The following is a 17,365-nucleotide window of genomic DNA, read 5'->3' as shown; positions in this document are numbered from 1 at the left end:
GCACCCGATCTGGCTGGTGGTCGGTCCGTGGGCGGTGTTCGCCGTGGCGGTGGGGGGATTTCTGGCGCGGTGGTGGCCGTGAGCCGACATGCCCAGTCTGACACTGACGGTTGTGCTCCACCGCGTCATTCCGGGGCCGCGTAGCGGAGCCCGGAATCCAGACACTCAGTTGGTAAAAGATAAAACGGAACGCGATCCGCCTTCTTCTGAACCATCCGCGGTTCTGGATTCCGGGCTCCGCTTTCGCGGCCCCGGAATGACGAGGAGTGTGTCAGATCCGTCTTGAATCTCGAGGGATCGCACTCACGTGAGCATCTGCAGGTCACCGTCCACCGCCAGCGCCTGGCCCGAGATGGTCTTGCCCCGCGCGGAGGCGAGGAACAGAATCTGGTCCGCCAGCTGGCGGGCGGTGACGTAGTCCTTGATCGAGGCCGCCGAAAAAGCCGCCTGCTCCATCTCCGAGAAGCCGATGCCGCGCTGCTGCGCCTTGGCCTCCAGCACCCGGCGCTGCCGGTCGCCGGCGACGATGCCGGGGAGCACCGCGTTGACCCGGATGCCGTCCGGCCCCAGCTCCCGCGACAAGGACTTCGTGAAGCCGATCACCGCCCATTTCGCCGCCGCGTAGGGCGTGCGCAGCGGGAAGCCGAAGCGGCCCGCCGCCGAGGACAGGTTGACGATCGACGGGTTGGCGCTCCTGCGCAACGCCGGCACCGCCAAACGCACGCAGTTGAACTGCCCGGTGATGCAGATGTCGAGGGTACGGTCCCAGTCCTCCGGGTTGATCTCCTCGACGCGGCCCGTCGGCCCGGCGATACCCGCGTTGTTGACCAGGCAATCGAGCCCGCCGAGGGCTTTCTCCGCCTCCGTAAACAGCCGGGCGACGTCGTCGCGCGAGGCGACGTCGGCATAGGTGCCGGTGATCCCGGCCGGCAGGGCCGCGAGCGCGTCACGGTCGACGTCGCAGACATGGACCCGCGCCCCCTCCTCCGTGAAGGCCTCGGCCACCTCGAGCCCGATGCCGCCAGCGCCCGCGGTGACCAGCACCTTCAGGCCGTTCAGTCCCATCTCCATGACTTTACTCCGTTGTCAGGGGGCGAGCCGCCCCGTCGTCTCGATGAAGGCGGCGCTGCCGGCGATGTCGGCGCTGAGCGCCGCGCGGGCGCCCTCGGCATCGCCGGCCGCCAGCGCCGCCACGAGGGCGGCGTGGTGGGCCTGCGCCCCGCCCTCGGCGAGGCGGCGGGGCGAGGAGCGCATGTCGAGGTTGAGCACGGGGCCGATGCGCAGCCACAGGCCCTCGATGATCGCGACGAGGGAGGGCAGGCCGGCAGCCTCGTAGACCGCGAAATGCAGGTCGCGATTGGCTCGCATCGCTCGCTCCAGGTCGGGCTCCGGTGACCGCACCTCCTGCCGGAACGCCGCATCGTGCTGACCGATCGCCGCCAGGGCGTCCGGTCCCACCGCCCACGCGGCCTCGGCGGCCGCAAATCCCTCGACGGCGATGCGCACCCGGGTCAGCTCGCGGAATTTCTGCAGGGTGATCACCGGCACCCGGACCGCGCGGTTGGGCAGCACCTCCAGGGCCTCGTCGGCGACGAGGCGCGACACCGCCTCCCGCGCCGGCATCATCGAGGTGCCGAGCCGCTCGGCGACCGTGCGCAGGGACAGCCGTTCCCCGGGCGCCAGCCCGCCGGCGATCAGCAGGTCGCGCAGCGCATCGTAGACCTGGGTGCCGAGGGTGATCCGCGCGAGCGCGCCCGCCGGCTCCGGCCGGTCGCCCGCAGGCCCCTTCCGGCTGCCTGCCGGCGGCCCGCGCCCAGGCGCATGCAAGTCCCGCCTCTCCAAGCGACGGACCTCCCCCTCACGTTTCCCCACACGGCGCGAACGGACGGCTTCGACCGTCTCGACAGGCGCGCCGTTTGATGCCAGCCTAAGTGTGATCACAGATCACGGCAACCCGAACGACCGTGATGCGATCTCGGGCAGGACACGCACCATGACGCAGGGCTCCACACCCAAGCGCCACCCCCTCTCTCGCCGTTTCCTCGTGCAGGGCGGCCTCGCGGCCGGCGCCGCGCTGGCGATGCCGGGCCTCGTGCGGGCGCAGGGCGCGCAAGCCATCCGCATCGGCCACCTCACGCCGCGCACCGGCTTCCTCGGGCCGCTCGGCGAATACGCCGTGATGGCGGCTCAGCTCGCCGCGGAGGAGATCAACGCCGCCGGCGGCATCGGCGGCCGCAAGGTCGAGCTCCTGACGGAAGACTCGGTCAACCCGCAGACCGCGTCGAGCAAGGCCGAGCGCTACGTCGAGCGCGACAAGGTCGCGGCGATCGTCGGCGAGATTTCGTCCGCCTCGGCACTCGCCATCGGGCAGGTGGCGCAGCGCGGCAAGACGATCTTCCTCAATACCGGCGCCAATTCGGACGCGTTGCGCGGGCAGGATTGCAAGCGCTACATGTTCCACGTCGAGGGCGCGAACTCGATGTACGTCAAGGCGGTCGGCCGCTCCCTGACCGAGCAGGGCTTGGTCAAGGGCAAGCGCTGGTACTCGCTGACCGCCGATTACGCCTTCGGCCACGACCTCCTGCGGGTCGCCAAGGGGTTCATGCAGGGCCAGGGCGGCACCTTCGCGGCCGACGAGCTGGTGCCGACCGACGCCACCGATTTCTCGGCCTACCTGATCAAGATCCGGCAAGCCAAGCCCGATCTCGTGATCTCGAACCTCGCCGGCAACCAGATCACCAACTTCCTCAAGCAATACGCCGAATACGGCCTGCCCTTTCCGGTCGCCGGCTTCGGCTTCGACACCGCGCTGGCCTGGGGTGCCGGCCCCGGCAACTTCGCCGGTACCTGGCCGTGCCTGTGGCACCACAAGGTCGATACGCCCTCGGCCAAGGCCTTCGTCGCCGCCTTCACCAAGAAATACGGCAAGCCGCCGGAGAACCAGGCCTGGGGCGACTACAACGCAGTCAAGATCGTCGCCAAGGCGATGGCCGATACGGGCTCGACCGAGGGGCCGAAGCTGGTCTCGTACCTGGAGGGCGGCGCGAAGTTCGACGTGCAGAAGCCCCGCCCCGGCTATTTCCGCGCCCGCGACCACCAGTTCATCAGCGAGATGTACGCGATCACGGCGCTGCCGGCCGACAAGGTCAAGGACAAGTGGGACCTCTTCACCTCCACCCCGGCGATTCCCGGCCCGAACGAGGACATGGAGGTGCTGGCGCCGACGGCGGAGGAGGCGGCGTGCCGGATGGAGGGGTAGGGATCCGGCTTCCTGCGTGAAGTCGCTCCTCTCTCCACGATGACAGCGGCGACTGGTGAGCATCTCCCCTCTCCCCGCGGGCGGGGAGAGGGCTGTGTCCCCGTTCAGGGGGCGCAGCGAGGCGTCAGCCGAGGGTGAGGGGGTCGCGACGAACGAGACTCCTCCGGAAACTCCCCCTCACCCCCGCTTCGGCTTCGCCTCCGCTTGCCGCGTCTCCTGAACGTCGACACGGCCCTCTCCCCGCCCGCGGGGAGAGGGGAAACCCGCGCCTCATCCTGAAATCATGTGGCGTACGCCCATGAACGCAAAGATGTTCGACAGGAACTAACCCCGTGCTCTTCCTCACCCTCGCCGTCGAGCAGGTCGTCAACGGCCTGTTCCTGGGCGCGATCTATCTCCTGATCGCGCTCGGTCTCTCGCTGATCTTCAGCCTGGGCGGCATCGTCAACCTGGCCCACGGCGCGTTCTACGCGATCGGTGCCTACCTGACGATCCAGCTCTCGCCCGCTCTCGGCTTCGGCGGCTCCCTCGTCGCCGCGCCGGTCCTCGTCGCGGCGATCGGCCTCCTGGTCGAGCGGTTCCTGTTTCGCCGCTTCTACCGCGCCGACCCGATCCTCTCGCTGCTCCTCACCTTCGGCCTCGCCATGGTGGCCGAGCAGGCCCTGCGGATGATCTTCGGCGCGCCGCCCCTGCCCTATTCGATCCCGCAAGCCCTGCGCGGGCAGATCTTCGTCGGCGATTTCGTGCTGTCGCGCTACCGGCTCACCATCCTGGCGGCGGTGGTCGTGGCGGTGGCGGGCGTCTGGTTCCTGCTCCAGCGCACCACCTTCGGGCGGGTGGTCCGGGCCGGGGTCCAGAATCCCGACATGGTCGCGGCCCTCGGCATCTCGCTCAAACCCTACATGGCGACCGTGGTGGGCCTGAGCGTCGGCCTCGCGGCGCTCGCGGGCGTGATGCTGGCGCCGATCTCCGGCGTCCATCCGGCCATGGGCGCGGAAGTGCTCACCGGCGCCTTCGTGGTGGTGGTGATCGGCGGGCTCGGCTCGTTCTGGGGCGTGGTGCTGGCCGCCCTCATCGTCGGCATCGTCCGCGGCCTGATGGTGCTGGTCTATCCCGGCTTTGCCGAGGCGGCGATCTACGCCCTGATGGCGGTCATCCTGCTCGTGCGGCCCCGCGGCCTGCTCGGCGAGCGCATCCTGCGGTTCGAGTGACGACCATGACCGACCGCAGCGAGAGATTCACCCTGCCGCTCATCGCGGTGGCCCTCGTGGCCCTGCCGTTCGGCCTGTCGGCGCTGGGCCTCACCCTCACCTCGGCCACCGACGTGGTGGTGTTCGCGGTGGCCTGCATGGGGCTCAACATCCTGGTCGGGCAGACGGGCCTCGTCTCCTTCGGCCACGGCGCCTTCTTCGGGCTCGGCGCCTACGCGGCGGCGATCGGCCAGCGGACGTTCTTTCCCGGCACCCTGCTGCCGCCGATCCTGTTCGCCCTCGCCTTCGTGGCATTGGCCGCCCTGCTCCTCGGCCTGCTGATCCTGCGCCGGCGCGGCGTCTACTTCTCGCTGCTGACGCTCGCCCTCTCGGCCCTCTCCTTCACGGTGGCGTTCCGCTGGACGGCGCTCACCGGCGGCGAGAGCGGCTATGGCGGCGTCGAGCGGACGCGCTTCCTCGGTCTCGATCTCGACGCGGCCTGGACCTGGTACGGGTTGGTGGCCGTCACCGCCTTCGCGGTCGCGTTCGGGCTGGCGCGGTTCCGCCGCTCGCCGGTGGGCACGGTGCTGGAGGCGATCCGCGAGAACGAGCAGCGCGCCCGCTTCCTCGGCTACCCGACCCAACGCTACAAGCTCCTCGCCTTCACGGTCTCGGCCACCGTGACGGGTCTGGCCGGCGTGCTCAGCGTCTTCACCCACCGCTTTGCCTCGGCCGAGCCGCTGGGCACCGCCTTTTCCGGCGAATTGCTCGCCATGGTGGTGATCGGCGGGATGCGGGGCTTTGCCGGGCCGGCGATCGGCGCCCTGTTCTTCATCCTGTTCCGCGAGATGCTGTCGATCTGGACCGCCGACTGGCTGTTCTGGTTCGGCCTCCTGTTCGTCGGCTTCATCCTGTTCTCGCCCGACGGGCTCGTCGGCATCGGCCGGCGCGTGTACCGGATGGTGCGCCCGCCCGCGACCGAGGACGCCGCCATGGCGGGCCGCAAGGCCGGGCTTCCTGAGAACCTGCCCGCCTTCCTGCGGCCGGACGGCGCGATCGACGGGGTGATCCTGGCGGCCCGCGGCATCGCCAAGCGCTTCGGCGGGCTGAAGGCGGTGGACGGCGTCACCATCGCGGTGCGAGACCGGACGCTGCATGCCCTGATCGGCCCCAATGGTGCGGGCAAGACCACCGCCTTCAACCTGATCTCCGGGATGTACAAGCCCGAGACCGGCACGGTCACCCTCGCCGACCGGTCGATCGCCGGCTTCGCCCCGGAGCGGATCTGCGAGGCCGGCATCGGCCGCTCGTTCCAGATCACCAACCTCTTTCCGGCCCTCACCGTCGCGGACAACATCCGGCTCGCCGTGCAGGGGCGGCGCCCCGGCCGGTTCAACCCGTGGCGCGACGCCCGTGCCGACCGGGAAGCGGCCGCCGAGACCGCCGAGATCCTGCGCTGGCTCGGCCTCGCCGGGCTGGAGCGGGCGGAGGCCGGCTCGCTGTCCTATGGCGGCCAGCGCCTCCTCGACATGGGGGTGGCGCTGGCGACCAAGCCCCGGATGCTGCTCCTCGACGAGCCGCTGGCGGGCCTGGCGGCCGCCGAGCGCACCCGCATCGGCGACATCATCAAGCGGGTCTCGACCGAGGTGCCGGTCCTGATGGTCGAGCACGACATCGACCGGGTGTTCCAGATCGCCGACGCCGTGACCGTGATGAACGAGGGCACGGTGCTGGTCGACGGCACGGTCGAGGATGCCCGCACCAGCCCCAAGGTGCAGGAGGTCTATATCGGCTCGGGCACCGCCGCGATGGCGGCCCGCCCCCGCCCGAGTGCCGCCGAACCGCAGGTCCTGCTCGCGCTCGAGAACGTCGATACTTTCTATGGCAAGAGCCACATCCTGTCGGGCGTCACCTTCGACGTGCAGACCCACGAGATCGTGGCGCTCCTCGGCCGCAACGGCGCCGGCAAGTCGACCTGCCTCAAGACCATCACGGGGCTCGCCCCCCACGCCGCCGGACATATCAAGCTCGGGGCCGACCTCCTCGACGGCCGCTCGGCGGCGGCGATCGCGCGGGCCGGCATCGGCTACGTGCCGCAGGGGCGCGGGCTCTTCGCCGGGATGAGCGTCGCCGAGAACCTGGAACTCGGCCGGCTCAAGCGCCGCACCGGCAACGGCGTGCACTGGGACGAGGAGCGGGTGCTGTCCTACTTCCCGCGCCTGCGCGAGCGCTGGAAGACGCCCGCCGACTACCTGTCGGGCGGCGAGCAGCAGATGGTGGCGGTGGCCCGCGCGCTGTCGGGCGACGTGCGGGTGCTGCTCCTCGACGAGCCGTTCGAGGGCCTGGCCCCTGCGGTGGTCGAGAGCCTGTTCGAGACCTTCGACGCCCTTCGCCGCGAGGTCTCGATCGTCATCGTCGACCACAACCTCGACCTTGCGCTCGCCCTGTCCGACCGCACCGTGGCCCTGGAGCGCGGCCGGGTGATGCATGCCGGCCCCTCGCAGGCCCTGCACGACGATCTCGCCCTTCGCCGGCAGGTGCTGTGGCTGTGAGTTCTTCGATATGATCCATTCCGGGGGAGATTCGCCAAAGATGCCGACCGTCGCAATCGTCGGGGCCGGGCTGATCGGCCGGTCCTGGGCCGTGGTCTTCGCCCGGTCCGGGTTCGCCGTTCGCCTCACCGACATCCACAACGAGGCGCTCGATGCCGCCCCCGGCCACATCGCGGAGGCCCTGCGCCAGCTCGAGACCCACGGCCTCGTGACGGACATCCCGGCGATCCTCGCCCGGATCCGGACCTGCCCGACCCTCGCCGAGGCGGTGGCCGGCGCCGATCTGGTGCAGGAGAACGGGCCCGAGACGGTGGAGGCCAAGCGCGCGCTGTTCTCCGAGCTCGACGCCTTGTGCGGGCCGGACACGATCCTCGCCTCCTCGACCTCGGCCATCGTCGCCTCGCTGTTCACCGAAGGGCTCGCGGGGCGGGCCCGCTGCCTCGTCGGCCACCCGGTCAACCCGCCCCACCTCGTGCCGGTGGTGGAATTGTGTGGCGCGCCCTGGACCGATCCGGTGGTGGTGGAGCGGGCACGCGCCCTCTACGAGGCGGCCGGCCAGGCACCGGTGATCGTGAATCGCGAGGTCGAGGGCTTCGTGCTCAACCGCCTGCAAGGCGCCCTGCTGTCGGAAGCCTTCCGCCTCGTCGCCGAGGGCGTGGTGAGCCCGGCCGATCTCGACAAGACGGTGGCCGAGGGCTTGGGGCTCCGCTGGTCGTTCCTCGGGCCCTTCGCCACCATCGACCTCAACGCGCCGGGGGGCGTGGCCGATTACGCCGCCCGCTACGGCGGCTTCTACGGCCGCCTCGCCGCCGATCCGGCCCCCGCCTCGGTCTGGTCGCCCGAGAGCACCGCCCGCATCGTCGCCGCCTGGGATGGCGGCCCCGATCCCGCCCCGCCGCCCGAGCGCAGCCGCCGGCGCGACGCGCGCCTCGCGGCGCTGATGGCGCACAAGCGCGCCCAATCCTAGATAATCCAGGAGGACATTCCCATGGCCAAGAGAAAAGTCGTCATCACCTGCGCCGTCACCGGGGCGATCCACACTCCCTCGATGTCGCCGCACCTGCCGGTGACCCCCGACGAGATCGCCAAGGCCGCGATCGGCGCGGCGGAGGCCGGCGCCGCGATCGTCCACCTGCATGCCCGCGATCCGAAGACAGGCAAGCCCGACCAGTCGCCGGAGGCCTTCGAGCCGTTCCTGAAGGTGATCAAGCAGCGCTCGAACTGCGTGGTGAACCTCACCACCGGCGGCGCCCCGACCATGGGCATCGACGAGCGCCTCGGACCGGCAGCCCATTTCAAGCCGGAGGTCGCCTCGCTCAACATGGGGTCGATGAATTTCGGCCTCTATCCGATGCTGTCGCGGTTCAAGACCTTCCAGCACGACTGGGAGCAGCCCTATCTGGAGGGCTCGCGCGACCGGATCTTCAAGAATACGTTTGCCGACATCGAGCACATCCTGACCACCTGCGCCGAGAACGGCACCCGGTTCGAGGTCGAGTGCTACGATATCGGCCATCTCTACACACTCTCCCATTTCGCCGATCGCGGGGTGATCAAGCCGCCCTTCTTCGTGCAGAGCGTGTTCGGCATCCTCGGCGGCATTGGCCAGCATCCGGAGGACGTGCAGCACATGAAGCGCACCGCCGACCGGCTGTTCGGCGACGATTACCGCTGGTCGGTGCTCGGGGCGGGCCGCAACCAGATGACCATCGCCGCCCAGGCGATCGCGCTCGGCGGCAACGTCCGGGTGGGCCTGGAGGATTCGCTGTGGATCGGAGCGGGTAAGATGGCCGAGTCGAACGCCCAGCAGGTCCTGAAGGCGCGCCAGATCATCGAGGGCCTTGGGCTCGACGTGGCGACGCCGGACGACGCGCGCGAGATTCTTGCGCTGAAGGGCGGGGATCGGGTGAATTTCTAGCTACCGATCGAGGATGGACTCCGGCAGCGCCGACGCCCAACCCTCCCCCCTCTGCGGGGGAGGGTGCCCCACGGAGTGGGGCGGGAGAGGGGCGGCGCGACGGGACTGGGTATGGCGCCCGTCAGAACGGTTCAGTTCGATCCGGAAACGGCGTCCCCTCTCCCGGCCCCCTCCGGGGGCCACCCTCCCCCGCAGAGGGGGGAGGGTTCATGCGCGGCGGCCGTCTTGCCTGTGCAGAAGGCGTAGTCTTACGGCACCATCGCCCCTTGCGTCTCGACATACACCGCGTAGATCGACGTGCTCGCGGCCATGAACAGTCGATTCTTCTTCGGCCCGCCGAAGCACAAATTGGCGCAGGTCTCCGGCAGGTGGATCTTGCCGATCAGGTCGCCGGACGGCGCGTAGCAGCGCACCCCGTCCTCCTTCGGGTCGGCCCAGCCCATCGAGCACCAGACGTTGCCGTCGACGTCGGTGCGCACCCCGTCGGTGAAGCCCGGCGCAAACCCTTCCGCGAAGACCCGGTCGCCGGTGAGCTTGTCGCCGTCCACGTTGAAGGCGCGGATGTTGGCCCGCCCGCCATGGGTGGCGCCGGAATCGACGACGTAGAGGATCTTTTCGTCGGGCGAGAAGGCGAGCCCGTTCGGCCGGTCGATGCCCTCGGCCGCGACCTTGGCCTGGCCGGTCGCGGGATCGAGGCGGTAGACCCGGGTCGGCAGTTCCGCCTTGGCCTTGTGGCCCTCGTAGAACCCGTCGATGCCGTAGCCCGGATCGGTGAACCAGACCGCGTTGTCGGAGGCCACCACCGCGTCGTTGGGGGCGTTGAGCGGCTTGCCGTCGAATTTGTCGATCAGCACCGTGATCGTGCCGTCGGGCTCGGTGCGGGTGACCCGGCGGGTGTCGTGCTCGCAGGTGATGAGCCGGCCCTGGCGGTCGCGGGTGTTGCCGTTCGAGTAGTTGGAATTCGCCCGGTAGACGCTGACATGGCCGTTCTCGAGCCAGCGCATGATCCGGTTGTTGGGAATGTCGCTCCACAGGAGGTAGCCGCCGTCCCGGAAATAGACCGGGCCTTCGGCCCAGCGGAATCCGGTGGCGATGCGCTCGATGGCGGCGTTGCCGACCTTGTAGCGGAAGCGCTTGTCCAGGGCCTCGACCCGCGGGTCGGGATAGCGGGTGCCCGGCAGGTCGCCGAGGGGCAGCCGGTCGGCCCTGGCTGCGACCGTGGTCGCGGTGAGCGCAGCGGCGCCCGCGAGGACGTCACGTCGGTTCATCACTCGTCTCCTCCCGTCCGGTCTTCGCGCCGGACGGGGGGATTGTACGGAAGCCGAGGCCTATGTCTCGTGGTTTTCTGGTCGATGAGGCGATGGTGCCGTGGCGGGGAGCGCTCGGTAAGGTCGCGAGTTGGGGGGGCGGCGCAATGGCTCGCACCGTGACTAAAATGAGCGAGGACCAGCCTGTCTGCTCGCGGCCGGCGCCTCATCATGACAAGATCGAACCCAGAAACTGCCAGCAGGTCGGCCAGAACATCCCTTCCGAGCGCCCTGACAATCTCTCCGCAATCCTTAACGTGATCGACAGCATGCCGGACGACATGCCGTGCAATCTTCATGACGGCTTCTCACAAGAGCGAGACGATCAGTAAAACTTACCGCGATAGCGGTGACTCGGCTGCCTCGTCGACATCATCCGGCACGACGCCGGTACCGAGCGCCGCGAAGGCAGCCTCCGGCTCTCGCGCCACGACGGTCAGCAGGGCGCGGGCCGGGGCATCCGGCACGGTGCGGCCCTGTTCCCAATTGCGGATCGTCGCCAAAGGAATGTGGAGCGCCTCTGCAAATTCTCGCTGCGTCAGGCCGAGTCGAACCCGCACGTCCCGCGGACCCGGCACGACCCGCACCGCTTTCGGCTCGAACTCGGGGTCAAAGCCGTCCTCCTCCTGATAGGCCCGGATATCCTCTTCGGTCGTTGCATCCAATTTGACTTCGTCGACTTGAGGGAGGTGCAGAAGCGCCTGCCTCAGACTGAATTTCGCCATCGGGTACGCTCCTTCCTGTTCGAGGGCCAGGCGGTGATGATCCAGCGGACCAGGCCCTCGATCCGTGTAGACGACGGTGTAGAACCTGCCTCCGACCTCACCGACCGCAATCATGCGAGGTTCGCCGTAGGCTTGGCGCAGGTCCTGCCACTCGACAATCTGGCCGAGGAAGATCCCGACCGCATCCTCGAAGCCGAAGCCGCGCTCCGCGCGCACCTTCTCGTTCTTCTCGTCATGCCAGTCGAAATCCATGCAGCAAGGTAAGCTTACAGCGCACTCGCCGCAAGGTGCCCACAAGGGGATGGTGAGGATCGGCTTCCGTGAAAGCGCAACTTCAGCTCACCCCCGATACGCCTCCCCATCCAGCCCGAATAGCCGTCCCGCCGCCAGCAGCGTCTCCCAGACCGGATCGGGCAGCGGCACGCCCTCGGCCAGGCGCTTGGCCCTGGTCCGCCGCTCCGGCTCGCCCGGCAGCAGCACCTCGCCGCCGGGCACCGGCCGCGCGCCCTTGAAGAAGTCGAGATAGGCGCGGGTCTCGCGCACCATCGCGTCCTCGGAGCCGAAGGCCTCGGGCGTCATGTAGAGCGACAGCATCCCGTTGCAGAACCGTCGCGCGCCAGGGCCCGCGGTCCCCGATCCGGTGAGCGCACCGGCGAGCAATTCGCATAGCAGGGCGAGCCCCGAACCCTTGTGCTCGCCGAAGGCCCGGATCGCGCCGGCGCCCTTGAGGTTGTCGCGCTCCGGGCCGTCGAGGGGGCCGTAGAGCGTCGCAGGGTCGGCCGAGAGACGGCCATCCGGTTCGATCAGGACGCCATCGGGCAGCGCCTTGCCGCCCTGCGAGGCGACCAGCACCTTGCCCTCGGCCACCGCCGAGGTGGCGAAATCGAGGATCACAGGCTCGGCGCCCGCCACCGGAAAGCCCGCCGCGAAGGGCGCGGTCGAGAAGCGTCTGTCGACCGAGCCGAACGGCGCGACCAAGAGGCTCCCCGCCACGTTGACGAAATGCACCGAGACGAGGCCGGCGGCGGCCGCCTGCTCGGCCCACTCGCCGATGCGGCCGAGATGGCCGGCATGGCGCAACGCCACGATGGCGACGCCGTTCTCGCGCGCCTTGCGGATGCCGAGTTCGGTGGCGAACGGGCCGGCGGTCTGGCCGAAGCCGTAATGAGCGTCGACCAACGCGAAGGCCGGGCCGTCGGTCACCACCTCGGGCGTCCGGTCGGCCTCGACCTCGCCCTCCTTCAGCCAGGAGACGTAGCGCGGCACCCGGATCACCCCGTGGCTGTCGTGCCCGGTCAGGTTGGCGGCGACGAGGTAGCGGCCGATCCGCTCGGCCTCCGCCTCCGAGCAGCCCGCGCGTGAAAAGATGTCCCGGACGTAGGCGGTCAGGCCGGCAGCGGCGATCTGCATGAGAAATCCTCCCGGTTTCTTGATTGTGGCGCGCCGGAGAATGGCCGTGCCGCGGCCGGAGGTCGAGGGCATCCGGCGCAGATCAGGCCCGGCATTTTTAATCCGGGGTGCGGACAGGGGGATGGACATGGCAGCGCTGCCGGTGTCTCATCCGGGCCAAGGCCGGGCCTCGAAGCACCGGTCATGTCCATGGGAGGAACATGCCGATGAGGACGACGCGCCGCGTTTTCCTGAAGAGTGCGGCCACGGTCGCGGCTGCCGGCGTCGTCGCGCCGTCGATCATCCGGCCGGCGAGCGCCCAGGGCGGCACCCTTCGCATCGGCATGGTGCTGCCGGTCACCGGGCCAGGCGCCGATGCCGGCCGGTTCGCGCTGAACGGCGCCAAGATCGCGCTCGAGGCCGTCAACAAGGCCGGCGGCGTGCTCGGCAAGCCGATGGAGATCGTCACCGAGGACGACCAGACCACCAATCCGGGCGCGGTGCTGGCCTTCTCCAAGCTCGCCTCGCAACCCGACCTCGTGGCGTTCCTCGGCTCGATCCGCTCGACCCAGAACCACGCCATGGCGCCGGACATCCTCAAGACCGGAAAGCCCGTGGCCTTCGGCGGCACCGATCCGGTGCTGACCCAGCTCGGCAACCCCTGGCTGTTCCGCTTCCGCCCGAACGACAGCTTCTCGGCCCGCGTCATCGCCGAGTACGGCGTGACCACGCTCGCCAAGAAGAAGTGGGCGATCATCCACTCGACCGACGCCTTCGGCACCAGCGGCGCCAAGGCGCTGACGGAGGCCCTCGGAAAGTCCGGCGCCACGGTCGCCCTCGACCAGGGCTATTCCAACCAGAGCCAGGACTTCACGCCGGTGGTGCTGGCGATCCGCCAGTCGGGCGCCGACGTGATCGGCTCCTACTTCACCTTCGAGAACGACCTCGGCATCTTCGCCCGGCAATTGCGCCAGCTCGGCGTCCAGGCGCCCTGGGTCGGCTCGGCCTCGATCGTCAACGTCACGGCGCTCAAGCTCGCCGGTCCCTCGCTCTACAACACCTACGGGGTGGCGGATTACGCGGAAGAATCGAGCGACGCGGCGCGCAACTTCGGCAAGGCCTACCGGGCGGTGATGAAGATCCCGCCGGACAACCAGTCCTCCTGGACCTTCGATGCCGTGACGGTGCTGGCCAAAGCCATCAACGCCGCCGGCAAGACCGACCCGAAGGCGATCCGCGAGGCCCTGCTCGCCATCCGCGGCCACGAGGGGGCGGAAGGGACCTACAACTTCGACCAGAACGGCGACGGCCTGCACGGCTACAACGTGGTGCGCAACGACAAGGGCAACATCGTCTTCGACAAGCGCATCGACTTCTACAAGGGCTGACCTGTCGGACGACCTGACCGGGACGGCCTTGCGCCGTCCCGACGCCGTCTCAGTCGCTGCGCCCCGCGCGGCGGCACGCTCCTCTTCATCCGATCGGGACGGGCCCGCATGGACCTCATCCTCCAGCTTCTGTTCACGGGAATCGGCATCGGCGCCGTCTACGCCCTCGTGGCGCTCGGCTTCGTGCTGATCTTCCGCGCCACCAACGTGGTGAACTTCGCGCAAGGCGAGTTCTCGATGGTCGCCGCCTTCCTGATGGTGGTCTTCGCCGTCGACCTGCAATGGCCGTACTGGCTGTCCTTCCTGCTCGCCATCGGCGGCATGGCCTTGCTCGGCGCGCTGTTCAACCTCGGCGTCTATTACCCCCTGCGCCACCGCACCTACCTGCCGGTGATCATCTCGACCATCGGCGCCTCGATCTTCCTCGCCAACACCACGCTCGCCCTCTACGGGCCGCAGCCGCAGGTGCTGCCGCCGGTCTTCGAGACGCAAGGCTTCCTGGTCGGCCCGGTCTACCTCGACACCCAGTACCTGCTGATCATCGCCGTGACCGCGGTGCTGGTGGCGTTCCAGTACTGGTTCTTCGAGCACACGCTCCTCGGCAAGAAGCTGCAGGCCACCTCCCAGGACAAGGAGATGGCGGCGTTGCTCGGCATCCCGGTCGCCGGGATGATCATGCTGACCTTCGTCTACAGTGCGGTCCTGGGCGGCATCGCCGGCATCCTGGTCGCACCGGTCCTGTTCGTGTCGATCCAGATGGGCGGCACCATCGCGCTGAAAGCCTTTGCCGCCACCATCATCGGCGGCTTCGGCGACGTCACCGGGGCGATCATCGGCGGGCTCGCGCTCGGCATCATCGAGACCTTCGGCGCCGCCTACATCTCGGTGCCCTACAAGGACGCCTTCGCGTTCATCGTCCTCGTCGCCTTCCTGGCCCTGCGCCCGCAGGGCATCTTCGGCGAACGCATCGCGGAGAAAGCATGACCGGCTCCCCTCGCCCCGTCGCGGCGGACCCGGTGTCCGCCGCTCCCGCCCGCCGCTTCCCCGTCGGCACCCTCGCCTATGTCGCCCTGGTGGCGGTCGCGGTGTTCCTCGCCGTCACGACGCCGTTCAGCGGCTACGTGCTCAACATCCTGATGCAGGCCGCGACCTACGCCATCGCGGTGATCGGGCTCACGGTCGTGCTGGGTCTGTGCGGGCAGATCAACCTCGCCCAGGCCGCCTTCTTCGGCATCGGCGCCTACGCGGTCGGCCTCGGCACCGTCGATCTCGGGATCAGCTTCTGGCTCTGCCTGCCGATCGGCCTCGTCCTGGCGCTGGTCCTCGGCGCGGTGCTCGGGGCCTCGACGCTGCGCCTCGGCGGCCACTACCTCGCCATGGTGACGATCTCGTTCCAGCAGATCGTGACGCTGATCATGATCAACTGGATCCCGGTCACCCACGGGCCGGACGGCGTGCCGAACATCAAGCGCCCCGGTCTGTTCGCCGACGGCCAGAGCTACCTCGCACTCTGCATCGTCGTGCTGGCGGCGGTCGCCTACGCGGTCTGGCGGATGCCCAAGACCCGGCTCGGCCGCGCCATGCGGGCGGTGCGCGACAACGAACTCGCGGCGGGCGTCACCGGGATCGACATCTACCGCACCAAGGTGATGGCCTTCGCCATCGGGGCCCTGCTCGCGGGCCTCGGCGGCGGGCTGTTTGCCGGCAGCTTCACCTATATCAGCCCGGACCAGTTCTCCTTCGCCGAGTCGGTGGTGTTCCTCACCATGGCACTCTTGGGTGGTGTCGGCTCGCCGGTCGGCGCGGTGATCGGCACCGGGCTGCTGATCCTGATCCCGGAATGGCTGCGCTTCCTCAAGGAGATCCCGGGCCTCTATCTCGCGATCTACGGGCTCGCCGTGATCCTGATCGTGGTGTTCATGCCGGAGGGCATCTGGGGCTTCCTCGGCGACCAGGTGAAGCGCCTGCGGCCGCCGAAGGCCGCTCCGCCCCGGGCCCAGGATCTGACGCTGACGCAAGAGGCGGCCTCCGCCGCCCCGGTGCTCCAGGTCGAGGGGCTGTCGAAGCATTTCGGCGGCCTGAAGGCGGTCGACGAGGTGAGCTTCACGGTGGCTCGCGGCGGCATCCACGCGCTGATCGGCCCGAACGGGTCGGGCAAGACCACGACGCTCAACGTCCTGTCGGGCCTCTATACCCCGACCGGCGGACGGGTGCGGCTCGACGGGCAGGACATCACCCGCTTCGCCCCGCACCGCCGCGCGGCGTCTGGCCTCGGGCGGACGTTCCAGAACATCCGCCTGTTCCGCTCGATGAGCGCGCTGGAGAACGTGGTGATCGGCGCCGAGCGGCCGGGCAACGGCATCGTCGCCCAGGACCGCGCCGCGCTGGAGGCGCGGGCGCGCGCCGCTCTCGCCTTCGTCGGGCTGGAGGGGCGGGCCGACGAGCCGATCTCATCCTTCTCCTACGGCCACCAGCGCCTCGTCGAGATCGCCCGGGCGCTCGCTGGCAACCCGGTCCTGCTCCTCCTCGACGAGCCGGCGGCGGGCCTGAATTCCAGCGAGAAGAACGCGCTGACCGTGCTTCTGCGCCGGATGGCCGCCAAGGGCCTGACCATCCTGATCATCGACCACGACATGACCCTGGTGAGCGACGTGGCGAGCCACATCACGGTGCTGAATTTCGGTCGGCGCATCGCCGACGGGGTGACGGCCACGGTGTTGCGCGAGCCGGCGGTGATCGAGGCCTATCTCGGCCAGGAATCGACCGACGGGCCGACTATCGGCCTCAAGACCGACCTCGCGACGGCCTGAGACGCAGGAGACACGGATGGCACTCCTGGAAATCCGCGACCTGACCGTGCGCTACGGCGAGATCGAGGCCGTGCGCGGCATCTCGTTCTCGGTCGAGGCCGGCGAGGTCGTGACGCTGCTGGGCTCCAACGGGGCCGGCAAGTCGACCACGCTCAAGACCATCTCGGGGCTGGTGAAGCCCGCCGGCGGCGAGGTTTTGTTCGAGGGACAATCGCTGCTGGGCTTGAACCCCGAGGAGATCGTGCGCCGCGGCGTGGCGCATGTGCCGGAGGGTCGCCGGGTCTTCCCGGGCCTCACGGTGCGCGAAAACATCATGCTCGGCGCCTCGAACCGGAAGGGGCTCTCGACCCGCCAGATCAAGGACGAGGCGGAGGGCATGTTCGAGCTCTTCCCCGACATCCGCCGCTTCGGCGACGCGCTGGGCTGGACGCTCTCGGGCGGCCAGCTCCAGATGGTGGCTTTGGCCCGCGGGCTGATGGCCAAGCCCCGCATCCTGCTCCTCGACGAGCCCTCGCTGGGCCTCGCCCCGGTGATCGTCCAGGCGGTGTTCGCGATCATCGCCGAGGTGCGCCGGCGCGGCACCACCGTGCTCCTCGTCGAGCAGAATGCCCGCATGGGCCTCTCGGTCGCCGATCGCGGCTACGTGCTGGAGACCGGGCAGCTCGTGCTCAGCGGCGCGCCGCAGGATCTGTGGGCCAACGACGACATCCGGGCGGCGTATCTCGGCGGGCGGGCCAAGGCGGAGGCGCTGACGCATTGAGGACGAGGTCGCAGGTGCGGTAGCGACGGCCGTGCGCACCCAACCCTCCCCCCTCCGCGGGGGAGGG

15 protein-coding genes are annotated in these 17,365 nt (G+C 69.4%); 10 read left to right on the top strand and 5 right to left on the bottom strand.

Going from position 1 to position 17,365, the window contains the following annotated elements:
* Nucleotides 1-303: 303 nt before the first annotated feature.
* Both AC3AOF_RS07900 and AC3AOF_RS07895 read right to left on the bottom strand, forming a co-directional pair.
* On the bottom strand, nucleotides 304-1,071 hold the full coding sequence (locus AC3AOF_RS07900) for an SDR family oxidoreductase (protein WP_488348157.1): 768 nt from the start codon (nucleotides 1,069-1,071) through the stop codon (nucleotides 304-306).
* A 15-nt stretch (nucleotides 1,072-1,086) separates the two neighbouring features.
* Nucleotides 1,087-1,827, bottom strand: a complete 741-nt coding sequence (locus AC3AOF_RS07895) for a GntR family transcriptional regulator (RefSeq protein WP_488348156.1) — start codon at nucleotides 1,825-1,827, stop codon at nucleotides 1,087-1,089.
* Nucleotides 1,828-1,993: 166 nt separating this feature from the next.
* On the opposite strand from AC3AOF_RS07895, the gene AC3AOF_RS07890 reads away from it, so the two are divergent.
* The 5 genes from AC3AOF_RS07890 (at nucleotide 1,994) to kce (ending at nucleotide 8,919) form a co-directional block, all read left to right on the top strand.
* Nucleotides 1,994-3,259 carry an ABC transporter substrate-binding protein gene (locus AC3AOF_RS07890; protein WP_488348155.1) on the top strand — a complete coding sequence of 422 codons (1,266 nt, stop codon included), beginning with the start codon at nucleotides 1,994-1,996 and terminating at the stop codon, nucleotides 3,257-3,259.
* A gap of 332 nt (nucleotides 3,260-3,591) precedes the next feature.
* Nucleotides 3,592-4,470 (top strand): branched-chain amino acid ABC transporter permease, encoded by an 879-nt coding sequence (locus AC3AOF_RS07885; RefSeq protein WP_236991291.1) that lies wholly within the window; start codon nucleotides 3,592-3,594, stop codon nucleotides 4,468-4,470.
* 5 nt (nucleotides 4,471-4,475) lie between these two features.
* Entirely contained in the window at nucleotides 4,476-7,001 is a 2,526-nt protein-coding gene (locus tag AC3AOF_RS07880; RefSeq protein ID WP_488348154.1) for a branched-chain amino acid ABC transporter ATP-binding protein/permease, read from the top strand.
* Between the two features lie 40 nt (nucleotides 7,002-7,041).
* Entirely contained in the window at nucleotides 7,042-7,968 is a 927-nt protein-coding gene (locus tag AC3AOF_RS07875) for a 3-hydroxyacyl-CoA dehydrogenase (protein ID WP_488348153.1), read from the top strand.
* Nucleotides 7,969-7,989: 21 nt separating this feature from the next.
* Nucleotides 7,990-8,919 carry a 3,5-dioxohexanoate:acetyl-CoA acetone transferase gene (kce, locus tag AC3AOF_RS07870; RefSeq protein ID WP_236991294.1) on the top strand — a complete coding sequence of 310 codons (930 nt, stop codon included), beginning with the start codon at nucleotides 7,990-7,992 and terminating at the stop codon, nucleotides 8,917-8,919.
* Between the two features lie 248 nt (nucleotides 8,920-9,167).
* Here the strand turns inward: kce and AC3AOF_RS07865 are convergent, their stop codons facing one another.
* Nucleotides 9,168-10,187 (bottom strand): SMP-30/gluconolactonase/LRE family protein, encoded by a 1,020-nt coding sequence (locus AC3AOF_RS07865; protein ID WP_236991295.1) that lies wholly within the window; start codon nucleotides 10,185-10,187, stop codon nucleotides 9,168-9,170.
* A gap of 167 nt (nucleotides 10,188-10,354) precedes the next feature.
* Here AC3AOF_RS07865 and AC3AOF_RS07860 point away from each other — a divergent pair, with 167 nt between their 5' ends.
* Nucleotides 10,355-10,558, top strand: a complete 204-nt coding sequence (locus AC3AOF_RS07860; protein ID WP_488348152.1) for a hypothetical protein — start codon at nucleotides 10,355-10,357, stop codon at nucleotides 10,556-10,558.
* Between the two features lie 3 nt (nucleotides 10,559-10,561).
* On the opposite strand, the gene AC3AOF_RS07855 is transcribed toward AC3AOF_RS07860, so the two are convergent.
* Entirely contained in the window at nucleotides 10,562-11,203 is a 642-nt protein-coding gene (locus tag AC3AOF_RS07855) for a BrnT family toxin (protein ID WP_488348151.1), read from the bottom strand.
* Nucleotides 11,204-11,290: 87 nt separating this feature from the next.
* Nucleotides 11,291-12,361 carry a malate/lactate/ureidoglycolate dehydrogenase gene (locus AC3AOF_RS07850; RefSeq protein ID WP_488348150.1) on the bottom strand — a complete coding sequence of 357 codons (1,071 nt, stop codon included), beginning with the start codon at nucleotides 12,359-12,361 and terminating at the stop codon, nucleotides 11,291-11,293.
* A gap of 206 nt (nucleotides 12,362-12,567) precedes the next feature.
* Here AC3AOF_RS07850 and AC3AOF_RS07845 point away from each other — a divergent pair, with 206 nt between their 5' ends.
* The 4 genes from AC3AOF_RS07845 (at nucleotide 12,568) to AC3AOF_RS07830 (ending at nucleotide 17,298) form a co-directional block, all read left to right on the top strand.
* Complete coding sequence (locus AC3AOF_RS07845; RefSeq protein ID WP_236991298.1) at nucleotides 12,568-13,728, top strand: ABC transporter substrate-binding protein; 1,161 nt, start codon at nucleotides 12,568-12,570, stop codon at nucleotides 13,726-13,728.
* 108 nt (nucleotides 13,729-13,836) lie between these two features.
* The gene (locus AC3AOF_RS07840) at nucleotides 13,837-14,712 is read left to right on the top strand and encodes a branched-chain amino acid ABC transporter permease (protein ID WP_236991299.1); all 876 of its coding nucleotides are present in this window, start codon (nucleotides 13,837-13,839) and stop codon (nucleotides 14,710-14,712) included.
* Nucleotides 14,709-16,538, top strand: coding sequence for a branched-chain amino acid ABC transporter ATP-binding protein/permease (locus AC3AOF_RS07835; protein ID WP_488348149.1), 1,830 nt, complete (start codon nucleotides 14,709-14,711; stop codon nucleotides 16,536-16,538). Before AC3AOF_RS07840 ends, AC3AOF_RS07835 begins: the two co-directional genes overlap by 4 nt.
* Before the next feature lie 16 nt (nucleotides 16,539-16,554).
* The gene (locus tag AC3AOF_RS07830) at nucleotides 16,555-17,298 is read left to right on the top strand and encodes an ABC transporter ATP-binding protein (protein ID WP_488348148.1); all 744 of its coding nucleotides are present in this window, start codon (nucleotides 16,555-16,557) and stop codon (nucleotides 17,296-17,298) included.
* Nucleotides 17,299-17,365 lie beyond the last annotated feature (67 nt).

The organism is Methylobacterium sp. 142-1Y (genome assembly GCF_057747795.1).
The sequence above is the reverse complement of the archived record's forward strand: the minus strand, read 5'-3'. Positions and strand labels throughout refer to the sequence as shown.